This is a genomic window from Paraburkholderia sp. GAS33 (assembly GCF_050436645.1).
GTDB lineage: Bacteria > Pseudomonadota > Gammaproteobacteria > Burkholderiales > Burkholderiaceae > Paraburkholderia > Paraburkholderia phenazinium_B.
This window is the reverse complement of record NZ_JBNDMP010000001.1, coordinates 434,157-451,708: the sequence shown is the minus strand read 5'-3', so window position 1 is coordinate 451,708 and position 17,552 is coordinate 434,157. Positions and strand designations below refer to the sequence as shown.

14 protein-coding genes are annotated in these 17,552 nt (G+C 62.8%); 5 read left to right on the top strand and 9 right to left on the bottom strand.

Annotated features, from left to right (window positions below):
• Positions 1–2: 2 nt before the first annotated feature.
• The 3 genes from P3T24_RS02070 to P3T24_RS02060 form a co-directional block, all read right to left on the bottom strand.
• Positions 3–1,007 carry an alpha-ketoacid dehydrogenase subunit beta gene (locus P3T24_RS02070; protein ID WP_074268934.1) on the bottom strand — a complete coding sequence of 335 codons (1,005 nt, stop codon included), beginning with the start codon at positions 1,005–1,007 and terminating at the stop codon, positions 3–5.
• 38 nt (positions 1,008–1,045) lie between these two features.
• The gene (locus P3T24_RS02065) at positions 1,046–2,029 is read right to left on the bottom strand and encodes a thiamine pyrophosphate-dependent dehydrogenase E1 component subunit alpha (RefSeq protein WP_074268935.1); all 984 of its coding nucleotides are present in this window, start codon (positions 2,027–2,029) and stop codon (positions 1,046–1,048) included.
• Between the two features lie 99 nt (positions 2,030–2,128).
• Positions 2,129–3,217: an ATP-NAD kinase family protein gene (locus tag P3T24_RS02060; RefSeq protein ID WP_429431946.1), complete on the bottom strand. Its 1,089-nt coding sequence runs from the start codon at positions 3,215–3,217 to the stop codon at positions 2,129–2,131.
• A 420-nt stretch (positions 3,218–3,637) separates the two neighbouring features.
• Here P3T24_RS02060 and P3T24_RS02055 point away from each other — a divergent pair, with 420 nt between their 5' ends.
• The gene (locus tag P3T24_RS02055) at positions 3,638–5,599 is read left to right on the top strand and encodes a sigma-54-dependent Fis family transcriptional regulator (RefSeq protein ID WP_429431944.1); all 1,962 of its coding nucleotides are present in this window, start codon (positions 3,638–3,640) and stop codon (positions 5,597–5,599) included.
• A gap of 45 nt (positions 5,600–5,644) precedes the next feature.
• Here the strand turns inward: P3T24_RS02055 and msrA are convergent, their stop codons facing one another.
• From msrA to P3T24_RS02040, 3 genes are all read right to left on the bottom strand, one after another.
• Positions 5,645–6,148 (bottom strand): peptide-methionine (S)-S-oxide reductase MsrA, encoded by a 504-nt coding sequence (gene msrA, locus P3T24_RS02050; RefSeq protein ID WP_074268937.1) that lies wholly within the window; start codon positions 6,146–6,148, stop codon positions 5,645–5,647.
• Between the two features lie 220 nt (positions 6,149–6,368).
• Positions 6,369–7,490, bottom strand: a complete 1,122-nt coding sequence (locus tag P3T24_RS02045) for a sensor histidine kinase (protein ID WP_429431940.1) — start codon at positions 7,488–7,490, stop codon at positions 6,369–6,371.
• 234 nt (positions 7,491–7,724) lie between these two features.
• Positions 7,725–8,618 carry an SDR family oxidoreductase gene (locus tag P3T24_RS02040; protein WP_429407998.1) on the bottom strand — a complete coding sequence of 298 codons (894 nt, stop codon included), beginning with the start codon at positions 8,616–8,618 and terminating at the stop codon, positions 7,725–7,727.
• Positions 8,619–8,726: 108 nt separating this feature from the next.
• Here P3T24_RS02040 and P3T24_RS02035 point away from each other — a divergent pair, with 108 nt between their 5' ends.
• A complete protein-coding gene (locus P3T24_RS02035; protein ID WP_074268940.1) occupies positions 8,727–9,563 on the top strand; it encodes a helix-turn-helix transcriptional regulator in 837 nt (278 codons plus the stop codon).
• Between the two features lie 57 nt (positions 9,564–9,620).
• Here P3T24_RS02035 and mdeB read toward each other — a convergent pair whose 3' ends face one another.
• Positions 9,621–12,341 carry an alpha-ketoglutarate dehydrogenase gene (mdeB, locus tag P3T24_RS02030; protein WP_429431937.1) on the bottom strand — a complete coding sequence of 907 codons (2,721 nt, stop codon included), beginning with the start codon at positions 12,339–12,341 and terminating at the stop codon, positions 9,621–9,623.
• A gap of 150 nt (positions 12,342–12,491) precedes the next feature.
• Here mdeB and P3T24_RS02025 point away from each other — a divergent pair, with 150 nt between their 5' ends.
• A complete protein-coding gene (locus P3T24_RS02025; protein WP_074268942.1) occupies positions 12,492–13,019 on the top strand; it encodes an Lrp/AsnC family transcriptional regulator in 528 nt (175 codons plus the stop codon).
• Positions 13,020–13,045: 26 nt separating this feature from the next.
• On the opposite strand, the gene P3T24_RS02020 is transcribed toward P3T24_RS02025, so the two are convergent.
• Positions 13,046–13,957: a LysR family transcriptional regulator gene (locus P3T24_RS02020; protein ID WP_429431934.1), complete on the bottom strand. Its 912-nt coding sequence runs from the start codon at positions 13,955–13,957 to the stop codon at positions 13,046–13,048.
• Between the two features lie 116 nt (positions 13,958–14,073).
• Here P3T24_RS02020 and P3T24_RS02015 point away from each other — a divergent pair, with 116 nt between their 5' ends.
• Both P3T24_RS02015 and P3T24_RS02010 read left to right on the top strand, forming a co-directional pair.
• Positions 14,074–14,721 carry a glutathione S-transferase family protein gene (locus P3T24_RS02015; RefSeq protein WP_429431931.1) on the top strand — a complete coding sequence of 216 codons (648 nt, stop codon included), beginning with the start codon at positions 14,074–14,076 and terminating at the stop codon, positions 14,719–14,721.
• Between the two features lie 51 nt (positions 14,722–14,772).
• Positions 14,773–16,920, top strand: coding sequence for a pyridoxamine 5'-phosphate oxidase family protein (locus P3T24_RS02010; RefSeq protein WP_429431929.1), 2,148 nt, complete (start codon positions 14,773–14,775; stop codon positions 16,918–16,920).
• An 18-nt stretch (positions 16,921–16,938) separates the two neighbouring features.
• Here the strand turns inward: P3T24_RS02010 and P3T24_RS02005 are convergent, their stop codons facing one another.
• Entirely contained in the window at positions 16,939–17,076 is a 138-nt protein-coding gene (locus P3T24_RS02005; RefSeq protein ID WP_429285873.1) for a hypothetical protein, read from the bottom strand.
• Between the last annotated feature and the right edge of the window lie 476 nt (positions 17,077–17,552).

Sequence of the window (17,552 nt, the reverse complement as noted above, 5' to 3'; positions counted from 1 at the left end):
TGCTAGCTCCTCACTTTCCGCACCGCAGCGGCGATTTTTTCGGCCGACGGGATGTACATGTCTTCGAGCACTCCGGCAAAAGGCGCCGGCGTGTGCGGCGCCGTGACGAGTTCGATCGGCGCTTTCAGCGAGTGAAACGCGCGTTGCGCGACCAGCGCGGCGATATCCGTTGCCATCGAGCAGCGCGGATTGGCTTCGTCGACCACCACCACGCGTCCAGTACGTTCGGCGCTCTCGAGGATCGTTTCTTCGTCGAGCGGCGAGGTGGTGCGCAAATCGATGACTTCCACCTGGATGCCTTCCTTGGCGAGTTTCTCTGCGGCCTCGGTCGCGAAATGCACCATGCGTCCATAGGTCACGATGGTGACGTCGTCGCCTTCGCGCACCACGTTCGCTTCGCCGAACGGAATCGCATACGACTCTTCGGGCACATCGCCTTCACGGCTGTAGAGCAGCTTGTGCTCACAGAAAATCACCGGGTCGTTGTCGCGGATCGCCTGGATCAGCAGGCCCTTTGCGTCATACGGTGTGGACGGACACACCACTTTCAGCCCGGGAATGTGAGTGAATAGCGAGGTCAACATCTGCGAATGCTGGGCCGCTGCCCGCAAGCCGGCGCCCTGCATCGCGCGGATCACTACCGGCGTCACCGCTTTTCCGCCGAACATATAGCGAAACTTGGCGGCCTGATTGAAGATCTGATCGAAGCACACGCCCATGAAGTCGATAAACATCAACTCCGCGACCGGACGCATTCCACAAGCGGCCGCGCCCACTGCCGCGCCGATATAACCGCCTTCCGAGAGCGGCGTATCGAGCACGCGCCCCGGATATTTGTGAAAGAGCCCCTTCGTTACACCGAGCACGCCGCCCCATGCGTCCTGCTCGCCGGGCGAACCTGCGCCGCCCGCGTTGTCCTCACCCATCACGATGACGCTTTCGTCGCGCGCCATCTCCTGACTCAGCGCTTCGTTGATCGCCTGAGAAAATGTGATCTTCCGTGCCATTTCCGCCTCCAATGCCAATGGTTAGATATGCTTTGCGTTTACGGATAAGACACGTAGACATCAGTCAACAGATCCTCGGCGGTCGGCAAAGGCGCCGCCTTGGCCTCTTTCACCGCATCGTCGATCAGTTGCCTGACCTTGGCATCGACACCACGCAACTCATTGGAAGTAAGCATTTCCGCGCGTACAACACGCTCTTCGAAGCGCTTCAGGCAATCCTTCTCGTCACGCAGCTTCTGCACCTCACCCGGCGCACGATAGGTTTGCGCATCGCCTTCGAAATGGCCGAAATAGCGCGAGAACTTCACTTCGACGAGCGTCGGGCCGCCGCCATTGCGGGCACGCTCGATGGCTTCGCCCAGCGCCTCATGCACCGCGAAGAAATCGAAACCGTCGACGATCACGCCCGGCATGCCGAAGCCGCTCGCCCGGTCGGCAATGTTGTCGGTAGCCACCGACCACGTCGACGAGGTCGCCTCGGCATAGCCGTTGTTTTCCGCCACGAAGATGGCCGGCAAGCGCCAGACCGAAGCGAGATTCATCGATTCGAAGATCACCCCCTGATTCGACGCACCGTCACCGAAGAAGCACACGCCGACGCCGCCGGTTTTCTTGTACTTGGCAGCGAGCGCCGCGCCGCAGATCAGCGGGCCGCCCGCTCCGACGATGCCATTCGCGCCGAGCATTCCCTTCGACAGATCCGCGATATGCATCGAGCCGCCCTTGCCATGGCACACCCCTGTCTGACGACCATAAATTTCGGCCATCATGCCGCGCACGTCGACGCCCTTGGCGATGCAATGGCCGTGACCGCGGTGCGTGGTGGCCACATAGTCCGCAATATCCAGATGCATCATCGTGCCCACCGCCGACGCTTCCTCGCCGGCATACAGGTGCACAAAGCCGGGAATCTCGCCGGTGGCGAATTCGACGTGCAGCCGCTCTTCGAATTCGCGGATCGTGCGCATCAACCGGTACGCCTCCAGTAGCTTTTCCTTGCTCAACTGACTCGAAACCGACATGGCGTGTCTCCTTGGAATGAATCAAATGCACTGCTACCTAAACAAGCGTCGCGCACGGCAGTTTGGAGCCACGGCTGACGCTGACTCAAATACGCTCTGCTAAGCGCCTGCGCCGGCCGCTGTCTGCATGACAGCGCCAGCCCTATAAGCCGCCTCGCGCATGAGCTGATGCGAAGCGCAATAGCGCAAGGTGCGCTCGACATCCACCGTGAGCGGGCCGTCCCAATCGAGCGAAATCTCATAGCGGTCGTCGCGCTCGAGCTCGATCTCACGCTCACCGTCGAAGGCGAGCGTGCCGTGCCCGGTATTCAGCGGCGTCCACACGCCGGCCTCAAAGCGTTCGCAGGTGCGCAACGTCACCTGCTCGACGCGGCCAGGCGCAATCGGCGCGACGAGCGGCACACCCGGTTCGCCGTTGCTCCCAAAACACAAATGCAAGCCGTGTGGCGCGCTGCGTTCCACCGGAGCCCATGCGCCGCCAATCGACGACAGTCCGATGCCGTCGGGAGCCGCAAACGTCAAAAACAGCGTTTCGATATCCGCTGGTTCCGATACGGCCCGCGCGCCGACGAAGCGTTGACGGCTGACACACACGTCGACCAGCGCAATCTCTTCGCGGCCACGATTTGGCCCTGCCACGCAGCGGACCACGAGGCGTTTGTTGCGCCTCAACGCGACCTCGGCCGGCACCGCGCCGGACGCGACGAGCGCGCCCGCGAGGCCGGCGACGGTTGCCTCGCGCATCTCAGGGAAGGCGTTGTTGGTGCCGGTGGAAAGCGTCAGCAAGGGCACTTGGGCGCAATGTGCGGCCACTGCGCGATGCGTGCCGTCGCCGCCCAGCACCGCGATCAGCCCAACTTCTGCGCGCACCATCGCAGCGACGCCGGCATGGGTGTCCGCCACGCTATCGGCAATCGGTTGTTCGAGGAATTCGACTTGAGGCCAGGGCTGTGGGCCGGCGAGCGCCGTATGGGTATCGATTGCGCGCAGCAGGAGCGCCGCGACGCCGGTGCGATCACGCAGGGTCAGCACGCGCTCGACACCGACCACGCCGAGTCCCGCGAGCAGCCGCACGACCATGTTGGCCTTTTCCGATGTCGGGAACACCGACGCGTGGCTGGTGAGCCGGCGAATATCGCGTCCCGATGCGGGGTTCGCGATCACGCCGACCGTAATGGGCGATGGCACTGTCTTGTCTCCGGTCTTTTTTTGTGAAGCGCTGCCGACTGCTGCGCTTTCATGCATGACAAAGACACTGCAAAGGATGTGCCAAAAAAACCAAGCGGCACCGCATGACAACGAAAACCGCTTGTTTAAAGGGGTTTCCGTGGGCGACGCACTCGCTGGTCATGCGGAACGAACAGCATCAGATAGCCATTGAGACGTCTCAAGCCCTCGACTCGTACGCTCGCAGGCGTCTCACCGGGCCACGCAAAGATCACGGCAAGCCCCACCGCATAAGCATCAACGCGACAACCCCGCAGTCTCACGACCCGCTTGAGACAATCGTCTCAGCCGTCTCGTATGCTGCATTGCAGTGTGATTGCGCACGTCAGATGTGCTACAAAAACAGCCTGCACTCACCGCGTGACTCGACGGGAGCCGGCCATGCCCTATGTCTCTCAAACCCAGCACGTCGACCGGGTGCGCGGCGCCATCGAGGGACGGCTGCCTGCGCCCGCTGGTTCGCCGCGTCTCGTGTCGTCATGGCAGCGCTCGTTCGAGGAATACCGGCTCGATCCGAGCTCCGTGATCGGACCGCGGGTCCTCACCTCCAATGAACTGCGCGAAGTGCGAAGCAAGGAGGAGGCCTTTCTGCGCGCATCGGGCCAGTGTCTGGCGCGCCTGCACGAGATGATTCGCGTGGCCGACTATTGCGTGATGCTGACCGATGCACATGGCGTCACGATCGACTACCGGATCGACCGCGACCGCCGCAACGACTTCAAACGCGCGGGGCTGTTCATCGGTTCATGCTGGTCGGAGCGCGAAGAAGGCACCTGCGGTGTGGCAAACGTCCTGACCGATCTGGCGCCGATCACCGTCCACAAGACCGATCACTTCCGCGCAGCCTTCACCACGCTGACCTGCAGCGCGGCCCCGATCTTTGCACCGAACGGGGAGATGATCGGTGTGCTCGACGCGTCGGCGGTGCAGTCGCCGGATAATCGCGATAGCCAGCGCCTCGTGCTGCAACTGGTGCGGCAAAGTGCGGTGCTCATCGAAGATGGCTATTTTCTCAATCAGACGGCACAGCACTGGGTTCTCTTCGGCCACGCGAGCCGCAACTTCGTCGAAGTGCAACCCGAAGTGCTGATCGCACTCGACGAAGGCGGCAACGTGGTCGCCGCGAATCGCAAAGCGCACGAATGCGTCCCAGGACTCAAGGAACCGCGTCACATCGACGAAGTCTTCGATGTGTCAGCCGAGCATCTGCATGACGCCGCGCGCAGCGATGCGATTGTCGGACTACGGGTGCGAGCCACCGGCATGATGCTGTATGCACGAATCCGCGCACCGCTTAGGCGCTCCGCACGCCACAGCAGCAACAGCAGCGGCAATCTCACGGCGGCAAGCACGGCGCGCGAAGCGCAGGCGGACAGCAACCTCGGTTCCCTCGCTCGCTTCCTGCATAGCGCGGATCGCCGTATCGCACAGAACGCGCAGGTAGCGTTGCGCGTTGCCGGCAAACGGCTACCGCTCCTGGTCCTCGGCGAAACCGGCGTCGGCAAGGAAGTATTCGCGCGTGCCGTGCACGACGCTAGCGAGCGTCGCACCCGCCCCTTTGTTGCGGTCAATTGCAGCGCGATTCCCGAAGCGCTGATCGAAAGCGAGCTGTTCGGCTATGCGCCTGGCGCCTTTACCGGCGCTCGCAGCCGTGGCGCGACCGGCAAGATCGCGCAGGCCCACACGGGCACGCTGTTTCTCGATGAGATCGGCGACATGCCGCTGAATCTGCAAACGCGTCTGTTGCGCGTGCTCGCCGAAGGCGAAGTGATACCGCTCGGCGGCGATGCACCGCAACAGGTGGATATCGACGTGATCTGCGCCACCCATCGCGATCTCGCGCAGATGGTGATGGACGGGCTCTTCCGCGAGGACCTGTACTACCGGCTGACCGGCGCGACGCTAAGCATGCCGCCATTACGCGAACGCGCGGACATCCGCGATGTGATCGATGCGGTTTTCGACGAGGAAGCGCGCACGGCCGGCCATGTGCTGACGCTCGATGCGCGGCTCGCAGCGCATCTGTGCACGTATGCGTGGCCTGGCAACATCCGCCAGTTACGCAACGTGCTGCGCTACGCGTGCGCGATGTGCGAATCGACGCGTGTGGAGATGCGGCATGTGCCGCCGGATATCGCGGCGCTGCTCGCGCCTGACGGCGATGGCCGGCGTGCGCAGGAAGCCAGCGGATGCGATGAACACGACGAACGCGCCCGGATCATCGAAGCGCTCACGCGTCACCAATGGCGGCCCAATGCAGCCGCGGTCGCGCTCGGCATCTCGCGAGCGACCTTGTACCGGCGCATTGCCCGCCTGAAAATCTCCGGCCCGCATCGCGTGTGAGATGCCGCGGCCCGGCGGCTCAGCGGCACAGTCAGGCGGCTCCGCTCAAGCAGCGGGCAGCTTCCAGCCTTGCCGCACGAAGTGGCAGGTATATCCATTGGGAATCCGCTCCAGATAATCCTGATGCTCCGGCTCCGCCTCCCAGAACGGACCTGCGGGCGCGATCTCGGTGACAACCTTGCCAGGCCACAGATCCGATGCGTCGACATCTGCCACGGTCTTCAACGCCACCTGCTTCTGCTCATCGCTGAGATAGAAGATGGCTGAGCGGTAGCTCAGCCCAATGTCGTTGCCCTGGCGGTTCTTCGTGGTCGGATCGTGGATCTGAAAGAAGAATTCGAGGATCTGGCGATAGCTGATCTTGCCCGGATCGAACACGATCTCGATGGCCTCGGCGTGCGTACCGTGGTTGCGGTAGGTGGCGTTGGGTACGTCGCCGCCCGTGTAGCCCACACGCGTGGACAGTACGCCGGGGTAGCGGCGCAGCAGGTCCTGCATGCCCCAGAAGCACCCGCCAGCCAGTAGGGCGGTTTCGGTTTGCGTCGTCATATCGGTTCTCTCCATGAGTGCGGTGACTTCACTGAGTCCGTCACTCGTCAATGAATAAGTTAGCGTGTTGGGGTTTGCCGCCGGGAGCTGCGGTTCGCATCAGGCAGGCATCGGAAGCAGCATGCCAGAAGTCGACCATTTCCGTCGACTCACAGGTCAGGCCGATCCTGTCGCGATTGGCATCGACGCGCCTGGCGGCGAATTCGGAAACTCCCGTGGTCTACGAACCCACAGGAATGCGAACGGAAAACCGGGTTCCAAACTCCACGGTAGACTGCACTTCCAGGGCTCCCGCGTGGGCACTGACGATCTGCTTGCAGATGTAAAGGCCGAGGCCAAGGCCGCCTCCGGGCGCACTGGACGCTGGACGCCAGTAAGGCTCGAAGACACGCGACAGCGTTTCCGGCGCGATCAGGTCGCCACCGTTGGTGACGGAAAGCACCAGCTCACCGGCATCGATCGATCCTTCTATCACGATGGGCGCATCCGGCGCGCCGTGGCTAATGGCATTGCCCAGAAGATTGGACAGCAACTGCTGCATACGCGCCAGATCGCAACGAACGGGAGCGGCAATGGCCAGATGACACAACACTTCGCGCGACGGGTTCGCTTCGCACAGTTCGTCGACGACGGCACGCAGATGCTGCCCCAGGTCATCTACCGGCTGAAGAGAAACCGTGATTCCCGAGCCCAGACGACCGCGTGCGAAGTCCATCACATCGTCGATCAGCCGCGCCATGCGCGACGCGGTGGTTTTCAGACGCTTGCCGATATTTGCAATCTCGGGGTCCTGGACGCGGCGGCTCAAAAGCTCCGCGGTCGCTCCCACTGCAGCAAGCGGATTGCGCAAGTCATGCCCCAGCACCGCAATAAACTGCTCGCGCAGGGTCGCCGTCTCGCGTTCGTTCGACAGCAGCGCCTCCGTCGACCATTGGCGCTTTTCGCTGTCCAGTTGCATCCCGATCAGCGTCGCAAACACCTCGAACATGCGAACGATGCGCGGTTCCGAAACCTTCGCCGGGCGCGCATCGATCGCGCACAGGTTGCCGAAGTATTCGCCGCTCGGCAGGATGATCGGCACCGAGATGTAGCTTTCCAGACCGTAGATTGCAGGCGTGTGATGCCCGCAATAGGTCGCGTCCTGACTGAACTGGTCGATCACGATGGCGGTTCTCGCGGCGCGCGATTCGAAGCACAGCGTAGTGTGCAGGTCCAACTGGCCGCCCGGTTGCAGGCCGAAGTCGACGGTATCGCGCACCGCACAGGCTGTCCAGGTCGCGTCGGTGACGCGTGCAACGGCCGCGAAACCCATGCCGGTTTCGTCGCAAATCATTTGAAGCATGGACGGTACGGCCCCAATGCGCGCGACTGCGCCTATGTCGCGCGCGAGGGACTCCCGCGAGTCAATCGAGCTTGGTAAGTTGTTCACGTGTGGGATGTTGGCCGTCCGGATGGGTTTTATTTTGCCCTATTCCGGATCGGACTGGGGCCGCGAACAACCGGCGTTGCCCGCGGCAGGCGGATGCGCTGGCGGCGATCGCTTACCGTCAGGCTAACAGACCGCCGTCATCCGGTGTCACGAATGCTCGAAATAGCCGGGCTGGTCGATGTCGCCCAAAAGGTCCGGCCCGACTGCGTGCCAGTCCAGCATTGCCTGAGTGCGATGGCTCGAGGTCGGCGCATCCATTGCCGCGAACATCCCAAACCAGCCGAAATGCTCGTTCATTGCCTCTGGACGCTTGCTGACGACAGGCAGGTTCAGACGACGGCCGATCACGCTGGCGATTTCCCTGAACGGAACCCCCTGATCGGCAACCGCGTGGTATCGCGCGCCGGCCTCGCCTTTCTCAACCGCAAGCCGGTAAAGACGGGCCGCATCGCGACGATGAACGCCAGGCCAGCGGTTAAGTCCTTCGCCCACGTAGGCCGACACCCCTTTCTCACGCGCGATAGCGATCACCCTCGGAATAAAGCCGTGGTCGCCGACGCCATGCACCGAGGGCGCAAGGCGCACGGTGCAGACATTGATGCCGCGCGCGAACAGCGAGGCCGCCACCTGCTCCGGCGCACGCGGGAAGGCGGGATCGAAAGGCCGGACGTCCTCTTCGGTCGCGAGGCGCCCCGGTGCCAGCAGCGCGACCCCGGAGGTGACGATCAGTTGCCGGTCGGAGCCTTCGAGCGCGTCGCCGAGCGCCTCGAGCGCACGCCGTTCCGTCTCGCAGTTCTCGGCAAACTTCGTAAAGTCATGATTGAAGGCGGTGTGAATCACGCTGTCCGCGGCGAGTGCGCCGCGCTGCAGGCCGTCCAGCTCTTCGAGCGAGCCGCGCTGTACTTCGGCGCCTGCCGCGGCAAGCGCCGCGGCTGCCGCGTCCGAGCGCGCGAGACCGAGCACCTCATGCCCCGCCTCGATCAATTCCTTGACGACCGCAGAGCCGACAAAACCCGTTGCGCCGGTCACAAAAACTTTCATGGAAACTCTCCTGAGCCAAAGTGGACAGGAGAGATTCTTGGCGCGTACCCTATCAGGGTAAAGTAGTGACGTTATACAGGTATAACGACTAACAGCGTGAGGGTAAGCATGCCGGCCGCGAATGAAAATCCGCTGGGCACCTATTTGAGGGATCGCCGTACGAAACTGGATCCCGCCACCTTCGGCATTGCGTTGACCCGCCGGCGCACACCGGGGTTGCGGCGCGAAGAAGTCGCGCAGCGGGCCAACGTCAGTGCGACCTGGTACACCTGGCTCGAACAGGGCCGGGGCGGAGCGCCCTCCGCTGAAGTGCTGGAACGCATCGCGCGGGCGCTGCTGCTGACTGATGTCGAGCGCGAACATCTGTTTCTACTCGGACTGGGCCGCCCGCCGGAGGTCCGCTATCAGACAAGCGGTGGGGTGACACCGCGCTTGCAGCACGTGCTCGATGCGCTGGAGCCAAGCCCCGCCCTGATCCGCACTGCTACATGGGACGTCGTCGCGTGGAACCACGCCGCCGCTGCGACGCTCGTCGACTACGGCGCGCTGCCGCCGGAGCAACGCAATATCCTGCGCAGTGTTTTCTGCGACCCCCGCGTGCGCGCCGCGCAAACCGATTGGGAAACCACCGCGCGTTTCGTCGTAGGCGCATTCCGGGTGGATGCCGCGCGCGCCGGAGCCACCAGCCAGGTCGCCGCGCTAGTGGAGGAACTCTGCCAGGTCAGCCCTGAATTCGCCGCAATGTGGCGCGACCATGACGTGCGCGCACACGGCGAGGGGGTCAAGCATTTGCGGCATCCGATCGCCGGTATGATCGCGTTCGAATATTCGGCGTTTGCCGTCGACGGTCGACCGGATCTTCATATGGTGGTCTACAACCCGGCAACGCCACACGATGCGGACCTGGTAAAGTCGTTGATCGAGTCGCGTGCCGTCACGGCTTAGTGACAGCACGACAGCACGGGCACGCTGACGTAACGGTGATTCGGGCGTACCGCGCCCTCACCGTACCCAGGCCGCGCCATCAGGCCAGCCGCTTTTGCCATATCGCTCCACCGCGTCCCGAACCACCCGCGCCTCCACTTCTCCCTCATCGGCCAGCGCCTTCAACGCAGCAATCGCGATCGAAGCCCGATCCACTTCGAAGAACTCCCGCAGCGCGGCGCGAGTATCGCTGCGGCCGAACCCGTCGGTCCCAAGCGTCACATACCGGCGCGGCACATACGCCCGAATCAGTTCCGGCACTGCACGCACATAGTCCGTCGCGGCAATTACAGGTCCTTGCGAGGCGCCAAGCGCCGAACTCACATAAGGCTGAGTCTCCACGCCGCCCAGTCTGGAAGACCGCTCGGCCGCCATGCCGTCGCGCTGTAACTCGGTAAAGCTGGTTACGCTCCACACGGCGGCGTCGATGCCCCAATCGTCCTTGAGCATCGTCTGGGCGGCGATCACTTCGCCGAGAATCGCCCCCGCACCAAGCAACTGCACGCGCGCTACTGCGGTCGACCCGGTAGGCAGCGGGTAAATTCCCTTCAGAATTCCGTCACGTACCGCCTGCAAATCGCCCGCGGGCACCGAAGGCTGTGCGTAGTTCTCGTTCATCACCGTGACGTAATAGAACACATCGCGCTGCTGCTCGACCATCTCGCGCATGCCTTCATCGACGATCGCCGCTACCTCATACGCGAACGCAGGATCGTAGGCACGGCAATTCGGAATCGTCGATGCCGCGAGGTGGCTGGTGCCGTCCTGATGCTGCAGGCCCTCACCGCCAAGCGTCGTCTTGCCCGAGGTGGCGCCGATCAGGAACCCGCGTGCGCGCTGATCCGCCGCTGCCCAGATAATGTCGCCAATCCGCTGAAAGCCGAACATCGAGTAGTAGATGTAGAAGGGCAGCATCGGCAGGTCATGCACGCTGTACGACGTGGCCGCCGCAATCCATGACGACACCGCGCCCGCCTCCGAAATCCCCTCCTCGAGAATCTGTCCTTTGGTGTCCTCACGGTAATACAGCATGGAACCGAGATCCTCCGGCTCATACAACTGCCCGAGCGGCGAATAGATTCCAACCTGGCGAAACATGTTCGCCATCCCGAACGTGCGCGCTTCGTCGGCCACGATCGGCACCACCCGCTGACCGATCTCGCCATCCTTCAACAGCGCGGTCAGCATCCGCACGAGCGCCATCGTCGTGGACATCTCGCGCCCGTTCGCATCCAGCGCGAATTGCCCCCAGGTCTGGATCGAAGGGACGGTCAGCCCCTTCGATGCCACTCTCCGCCTTCTGGGCAGATAGCCCCCCAGGGCAGTCCGGCGTGCATGCAGGTATTGCATTTCCGGGCTGTCTTCCGCTGGTTTGTAAAACTTGACCTGCTCGACGTCTTCGTCCGGAATCGGCAAGCGGAAGCGGTCGCGGAATGCCTTCAGGTCGTCGAAATCGAGCTTCTTTTGCTGGTGGGTCGTCATCCTGCCCTGCCCGGACGTGCCCATGCCGAAGCCCTTCATCGTCTTCGCAAGGATCACCGTAGGCTGGCCGCGGTGGGCCAAAGCCTTCGCGTAGGCTGCGTGCAGTTTGCGCACGTCGTGACCGCCGCGGCGCAAGCGGTCGATTTCCTGATCGCTCAGTTGCGCAGCGAGCGCCGCGACTTCGGGATTCTGGCCGAAGAAACGTTCTCGGTTATACGCACCGTCATTCGCCGAAAAGGTCTGGAACTGGCCGTCCACGGTGTGAGCGAAGGCACGCGCGAGAGCGCCGGTACGATCGCGCGCAAACAACGCGTCCCAGTCCGAACCCCACACCACCTTGATCACGTTCCAGCCGGCGCCGCTGAAGTGCGCTTCGAGCTCGTCGATGATGCGGCCATTGCTGCGCACCGGACCGTCGAGCCGCTGCAGGTTGCAGTTGATCACGAAGATCAGGTTGTCGAGCCCTTCGCGCGCCGCCAGCGACAACGCGCCGATCGATTCCGGCTCGTCCATCTCGCCATCGCCGAAGAAACCCCACACCTTGCGGCCTTCGGTCTGCGCGAGGCCGCGATTCTGCAGATAGCGCATGAAGCGCGCCTGGTAGATCGAATTGATCGGCCCAATGCCCATCGAGCCAGTCGGAAACTGCCAGAAGTCCGGCATCAGCCACGGATGCGGATAAGAACACAGGCCAGGCCCGGCGATTTCGCGCCGGTAGTGCTGCAGATTTTCTTCGTTCAGGAATCCTTCCAGATATGCCCGCGCATACACACCCGGCGACGAGTGCGGCTGGAAATACACGAGATCGCCGCCGCTGCCCTCGCCTGCGTCGGGCGCTGCGGCGCGAAAGAAGTGATTGAAGCCCACTTCGAACAGATCCGCCGCCGATGCATAGCTCGCAATGTGGCCGCTTAGTTCGCCATACGCCTTGTTGGCCCGCACCACCATGGCGAGCGCATTCCAGCGCAACGCGGCCGCGAGCCGCTCCTCGAGTTCGAGATCGCCCGGATAGCGGGGCTGCTGATCGAAGGCAATCGTATTGACGTAGGGCGTCACCCGCGCGCGGGACGATTCAACGCCCTGCGCGAGCGCATGCGCCGCAAGCCGCTCGAACAGAAAGTGCGCGCGGTCGCGACCGACGTGTTGTACGACGGCATCGAACGCTTCCAGCCACTCGGCTGTTTCTTCGGGGTCGCTGTCGTCCTGAGCGCGCCCAGGAGAACCCAACTGCAATGCACCGCTCGACAAATCCGTCATGACGCCACTCCAGGAGGAGGTATCCGGTTAAACAGGGTTGACACCATGGTAACCATCAATCCGCAAAATAGGCCTCTGATTTGCTTGTCATTCCGGGTCTGGATAGTGTATTTATTCTTCATAGACGCCAATTTCCGGAATATGTCATCTATGACAACAACGCCGAAACGGTTGGACCGCATCGATATCGGCATCCTCAGCCAATTGCAGCAGAATGCGCGTATCACCAATTCCGAGCTGGCGCGCGCGGTCAACCTGTCGCCCACGCCGTGCTTTAACCGGGTGCGCGCGCTCGAGAAACTGGGGTTGTTCAAGCAACAGGTCACGTTGCTGAATCCGGAGCCGCTCGGGCTGCGCATCAACGTGTTCATTCAGGTGAGTCTGGAGAAACAGGTGGAAGAAGCGCTGCAGCGCTTCGAACAGGCCATTGCCGAGCGCCCGGAAGTGATGGAATGCTATCTGATGACGGGCGACGCGGACTACCTGCTGCGCGTCGTGATGCCGGACATGCAGACGCTCGAGCGCTTCATCCTCGAACATCTGACGAAAATACCGGGCGTCTCGAACATCCGTTCCAGCTTTGCACTCAAGCAGGTGCGGTATAAGACGGCACTGCCGTTGCCGTCGTCGGGGCTGACGCTGATCGACCCGGACGATGTTTCGACGGACTGGCGGTGAGCGGCATACGAAGGCTGCGTTTTAGTTCACGCCGCTTCTGACCCAATATGGGCGCGAAGTGCATCGACAAAGGCGCGCACCTTGGGCGGCGTATAACGCGCAGGCGGAAACAGCGCATGGATGCCGGCGGGGGGCGTCGACCAGTCCGGCAGCAAACGGACGAGGCGTCCTGCCGCGACATCCTCGCCCACCGAGAAATTCGTCAGTGCTCCGACTCCACCACCCGCTAGCGTCGCTGCCAGGCACGCCGGCGCGGTGTCCGCAAGAAAGCCCGCGGTGAATCGGACCGTCTGCTTCTTGCCACGTGAATTCTCGAGCGAGACCGTCAACGGCTTCGGCAACACTGCGTTCCCTACGAACGGCAACCGCACCAGCGCCGCAGCTGTGGTCGGCGTACCCCACGCCTCGACAAACGCGGGGCTCGCCACCAGCCAGCGCTCGAAGCTGTCGACCTTCACCGCGCGGTGGCTCGAATCGGCCAGCTTTCCCACGCGGATCGCCACGTCGACACCTTCCGCCAGCAGATTCACCAGCCGGTCGTTGGATACCATTTCAATGTGCAACTCGGAATGCTGCTGCCGCAGCGCGACGAGCACGGGTGCCACCACGATCGCACCGTAGTCGACCGGCGTGGCCACCCGCAATGTGCCGCGCAGCGCGCCGCCGTCATCTCCCGCCGCCTGCAGCGCCTCGTCGGCAATGCTGAGGATTTGCCGGCTCGCTTCGTAGAACGCCCTGCCGGCCTCGGTGACGCTGATCCGCCGCGTGGTGCGCACTAGCAGGCTCGCCCCCACTTCCGCTTCGAGCCGCTGCATATGGGTGCTGACCATGGTCTTGGCGATGCCCAGCCGCTCGGCGGCAGCCGTCAACGAGCCTGCTTCGATCACCGCGACCAGAACCGCCAGCCGGTTGAGATTCACATCGCTCGCGCTTGCCATTCGATTGTCCACTTTGAGAGGATAGAGTAACCACGATTATCCATCTTCTCAGGCCAGTCCGCGAAGCATAAGCTTCATCAACACCCCGAATTTAACTTTGCTTCAAGGAGCACCCGATGTCCTCTACCAAGCCCGCTCAACCCATCAGGCTGCATACGACGCTGCTGTCCGGCCATGGCCACCGCGTCAAACTGTTCCTGACGATGCTCGATCTGCCGTTCACGGTGGTCGAACTCAATATGGCAGCCGGCGACAACCGCACGCCCGCTCATCTCGCGCTCAATCCGTTCGGCGAGGTGCCGGTGATCGAAGACGGCGACGTGGTTCTGAGCGACTCGAATGCGATCCTGGTTTACCTCGCGCGCAAATACGGCGATCCGTCCTGGCTGCCCCAGGATCCGCTCGGTGCCGCCGCTGTGCAGCGCTGGCTTTCGCTGGCTGCGGGCAAGATTGCCTACGGCCCGTGTGCCGCACGCCTGGTGACGTTGTTCGGCGCACCGCACCACCTGGAGACCGCGCAGAAGATCGCCGCCGGTCTGTTCAGAGTTCTGGACGCCGAGTTGAGCGACAAACGGTTCGCAGTCGGCGAAACGCCGACGATTGCCGATATCGCGGCGCATTCGTACATCGCGCACGCGCCTGAAGGCGGCGTGTCGCTCGAGCCGTACCCGCATATCCGTACGTGGCTTAAACGAGTCGAAGCGTTGCCGCGCTTCTTGCCAATGCCTGCGAGCAAAGCCGGTTTGCTCGCCGAAGCCTCATAGCTCATGCGGGCGTGCTACGCCTGCCAACGCTGACCGTCGATCGAGGTCATCATGTCTACCCCTGCTCCCGCCCCTGCCTCTGCCCCAGTTCGTGTTCCCGCGCCCGGCTGGCGCGCCGCGGAATCGCCGTTTCATGTAGGCGAACTCGCAGCGCAGGAGCGGGTCGGCGTGCGGGAACGCATGAACGTCGACGCACGCCGCGGCATCCGCGACTACATGCCCGAGCAGCACCGTACGTTCTTTGCGGAACAGCCGTTCATGGTGTTGAGTGGACTCGATGCGAGCGGCCAGCCGTGGGCCACGCTCCGCGTGGGCGAAGCGGGTTTTGTTTCGACTCCTGATGAACGGACCGTGCGCATCGCCGCACGTGCTCTGCCAGGCGATCCGTTGGCAACATCGTGGCAGGTCGGTTCGCTGATCGGCGGCCTTGGCATTCAGCCGGCTACGCGTCGGCGCAATCGCGTCAACGGTGTGATCAGCGCGCTCGATCACGACACGCTTACTTTCAGCGTGAGCCAGAGCTTCGGCAATTGCGCCAAATATATTCAGAGCCGCGCGCCGAGTTTTATCTCGTCTGCGCTGGACGAACCTGTCACGCCGGAGGTGTCTGCCGAACTCAGTGACGCGGACCGCGCGCTGTTGTCCCGTGCGGATACGTTTTTTATCGCCACCGCCAACGCTTCCAGCGAGGCCGGTCTGGCCCGTGGCGCCGATGTCTCGCATCGCGGGGGCAAGCCCGGCTTTATCCGCGTCGACGACGCGCATACGCTGACCGTGCCGGATTTCAGCGGCAACCTGTTCTTCAATACGATTGGCAACCTGCTTGAGGATCCGCGCGCGGGTTTGCTCGCGATCGACTTCGAAAGCGGCGATCTGCTGTACCTCGCTGTGGATGCCGAGATCATCTGGGAAGGCGCGGAAGTGGCGTCGTACGAGGCGGCCGAGCGCCTCATGCGCTTTCATATCCGCGAGGTGCGGCGCACGCCGCGCGTGTTGCCGTTTCGCTGGTCTGCAGTGCAATACGCGCCTCAGCTTGCGAAGACGGGTAGCTGGAAAACGCAGCCCGAAGCGGTTGCTCCGGCTGCAGGTGCGTGGCGTCAGATGAAGGTGGTCGAGGTTCGCGAAGAGACGCCGACCGCGCGTTCGTTCTATCTGCAACCGGTGAACGGCGCTCCATTGCCGCGCTTCGAACCCGGTCAGTTCCTGCCCATTCGTCTGAACGTGGCGGGACATGCTTCACCGCTGATCCGGACATACACGCTCTCCGACGCCGCCGACGGCCGCCACTACCGGATCACCGTAAAGCGCGAAGGTGTCGCATCGACGTGGCTGCATGAGCACATCGCTGAAGGCGCAATCATCGAGGCCAGGGCCCCGTCAGGCGCGTTTACGCTGGTGCGGGCCAACACGCGTCCGGTCGTGCTGCTGTCGGCAGGCATTGGCATTACCCCGATGATCGCGATGCTTAACAGCCTGCTCGCCAGCCAACCTGGGGACGCGCAGCCCGAACACATCTACTTCGTTCACGGCGCGCGCGACGCCAACGATCATCCGTTCTCCGAACAGTTGATGGCCGTGGCCGCGGCGCATCCACACGTTTCGGTGCATCTGCGCGACAGCCGGCCCAACGAGGTTACGCGGGAAGATGGAGTGCGTTCCGTGGGGCGCGTGGATATCGAGTTTCTCAAACGCGTGCTGCCGTTCGGCGATTACGATTTTTACCTGTGCGGCCCTGGCGCGTTTATGCAAGACCTGTATAGCGGTCTGCGTGCTCTGAATATCGCGGATGACAGGATTCGTTTCGAGGCTTTCGGGCCCGCGAGCGTCAAGCGGACTCAAAGCGCTGCGGTTGTTCCGGTTGCAGAGGCTGCTGCGACTGCTCTGGCCGCAGGGCAGCGCGCGTCGGCTCCGGACCCCGCGAAGGTGTCGAAAGTCGTATTCACGCGGACGGGGCGCGATGCGATGTGGTCGAAGGAAGCGGGAACGCTACTCGACTTCGCCGAAGCGAATAACGTGCCGGCGCAATCCAACTGCAGATCCGGCGTATGCGGGACATGCTCGACACGCGTGCTGTCCGGCGAGGTCAGTTACCCCACCCCGATAGAAGGGGACGTCGCGCCGGGGCATGCGCTGATCTGCTCGGCGATTCCCGCGAGAACGGGAACCGGAGAAGAGTCCACCGTGGTGTTGGACCTGTAATGCCCAACCCGGCGATGCTTAATTCGGGCGGCGATGTGCTTCGGCAATGATGGCGCACGTTTGCAGATGCAGTTGCAGGGCATGGCGCGCGACGGCGGCGATGCGGGCAAACCAGCTGCTGGCGACGGGGGTAGAAGTCGTGGTGATGTGGCTCATGGCAAGCTCCAGTTCAGGCTACGCTTAAGAGATCTAGGTTAACTACCTAGGTAATAACCCTATTATAGACCGATCATGCCGCAGCGCAACAAGAGAAAACAATTCCGCTAGACCTCCCCTTCTGCCTGAGTTTTCTTACATCCGAATAACAATCAAATTCACCGCGCGGCGTCATTTGGCCTCCAGACTTACCCCAATCCGGCGCCGCCGTTTCCGCATCGCATCAATCTGGCCAGACCTATACCAGTAAAGCCACACCGGGTGATTCAGACCGCTTCATTCGACCGCGCCGCACCAATTCCCCTCCTTGACTCTGCTCCGTCGTCCTGCTGTACTAAATAAACCAAAGTGATTTAATCGAAAGCGGCCAAGCGAACTGCGTCATTCGTCGCAGCCAGCGCGGCCACAAGAGGCGCAGCAGCGCCCATCAGCTATTGAATCGACCGCAGTCCAAAAACGTCGTTGTCAATTATCCG

What these genes read in the sequence shown, in the direction of transcription:
- P3T24_RS02070 (WP_074268934.1), bottom strand. Translation starts at nt 1,007, where the DNA reads ATGGCACGGAAGATCACATTTTCTCAGGCGATCAACGAAGCGCTGAGT.
- P3T24_RS02065 (WP_074268935.1), bottom strand. Translation starts at nt 2,029, where the DNA reads ATGTCGGTTTCGAGTCAGTTGAGCAAGGAAAAGCTACTGGAGGCGTAC.
- P3T24_RS02055 (WP_429431944.1), top strand. Translation starts at nt 3,638, where the DNA reads ATGCCCTATGTCTCTCAAACCCAGCACGTCGACCGGGTGCGCGGCGCC.
- msrA (WP_074268937.1), bottom strand. Translation starts at nt 6,148, where the DNA reads ATGACGACGCAAACCGAAACCGCCCTACTGGCTGGCGGGTGCTTCTGG.
- P3T24_RS02045 (WP_429431940.1), bottom strand. Translation starts at nt 7,490, where the DNA reads ATGCTTCAAATGATTTGCGACGAAACCGGCATGGGTTTCGCGGCCGTT.
- P3T24_RS02040 (WP_429407998.1), bottom strand. Translation starts at nt 8,618, where the DNA reads ATGAAAGTTTTTGTGACCGGCGCAACGGGTTTTGTCGGCTCTGCGGTC.
- P3T24_RS02035 (WP_074268940.1), top strand. Translation starts at nt 8,727, where the DNA reads ATGCCGGCCGCGAATGAAAATCCGCTGGGCACCTATTTGAGGGATCGC.
- mdeB (WP_429431937.1), bottom strand. Translation starts at nt 12,341, where the DNA reads ATGACGGATTTGTCGAGCGGTGCATTGCAGTTGGGTTCTCCTGGGCGC.
- P3T24_RS02025 (WP_074268942.1), top strand. Translation starts at nt 12,492, where the DNA reads ATGACAACAACGCCGAAACGGTTGGACCGCATCGATATCGGCATCCTC.
- P3T24_RS02020 (WP_429431934.1), bottom strand. Translation starts at nt 13,957, where the DNA reads ATGGCAAGCGCGAGCGATGTGAATCTCAACCGGCTGGCGGTTCTGGTC.
- P3T24_RS02015 (WP_429431931.1), top strand. Translation starts at nt 14,074, where the DNA reads ATGTCCTCTACCAAGCCCGCTCAACCCATCAGGCTGCATACGACGCTG.
- P3T24_RS02010 (WP_429431929.1), top strand. Translation starts at nt 14,773, where the DNA reads ATGTCTACCCCTGCTCCCGCCCCTGCCTCTGCCCCAGTTCGTGTTCCC.
- P3T24_RS02005 (WP_429285873.1), bottom strand. Translation starts at nt 17,076, where the DNA reads ATGAGCCACATCACCACGACTTCTACCCCCGTCGCCAGCAGCTGGTTT.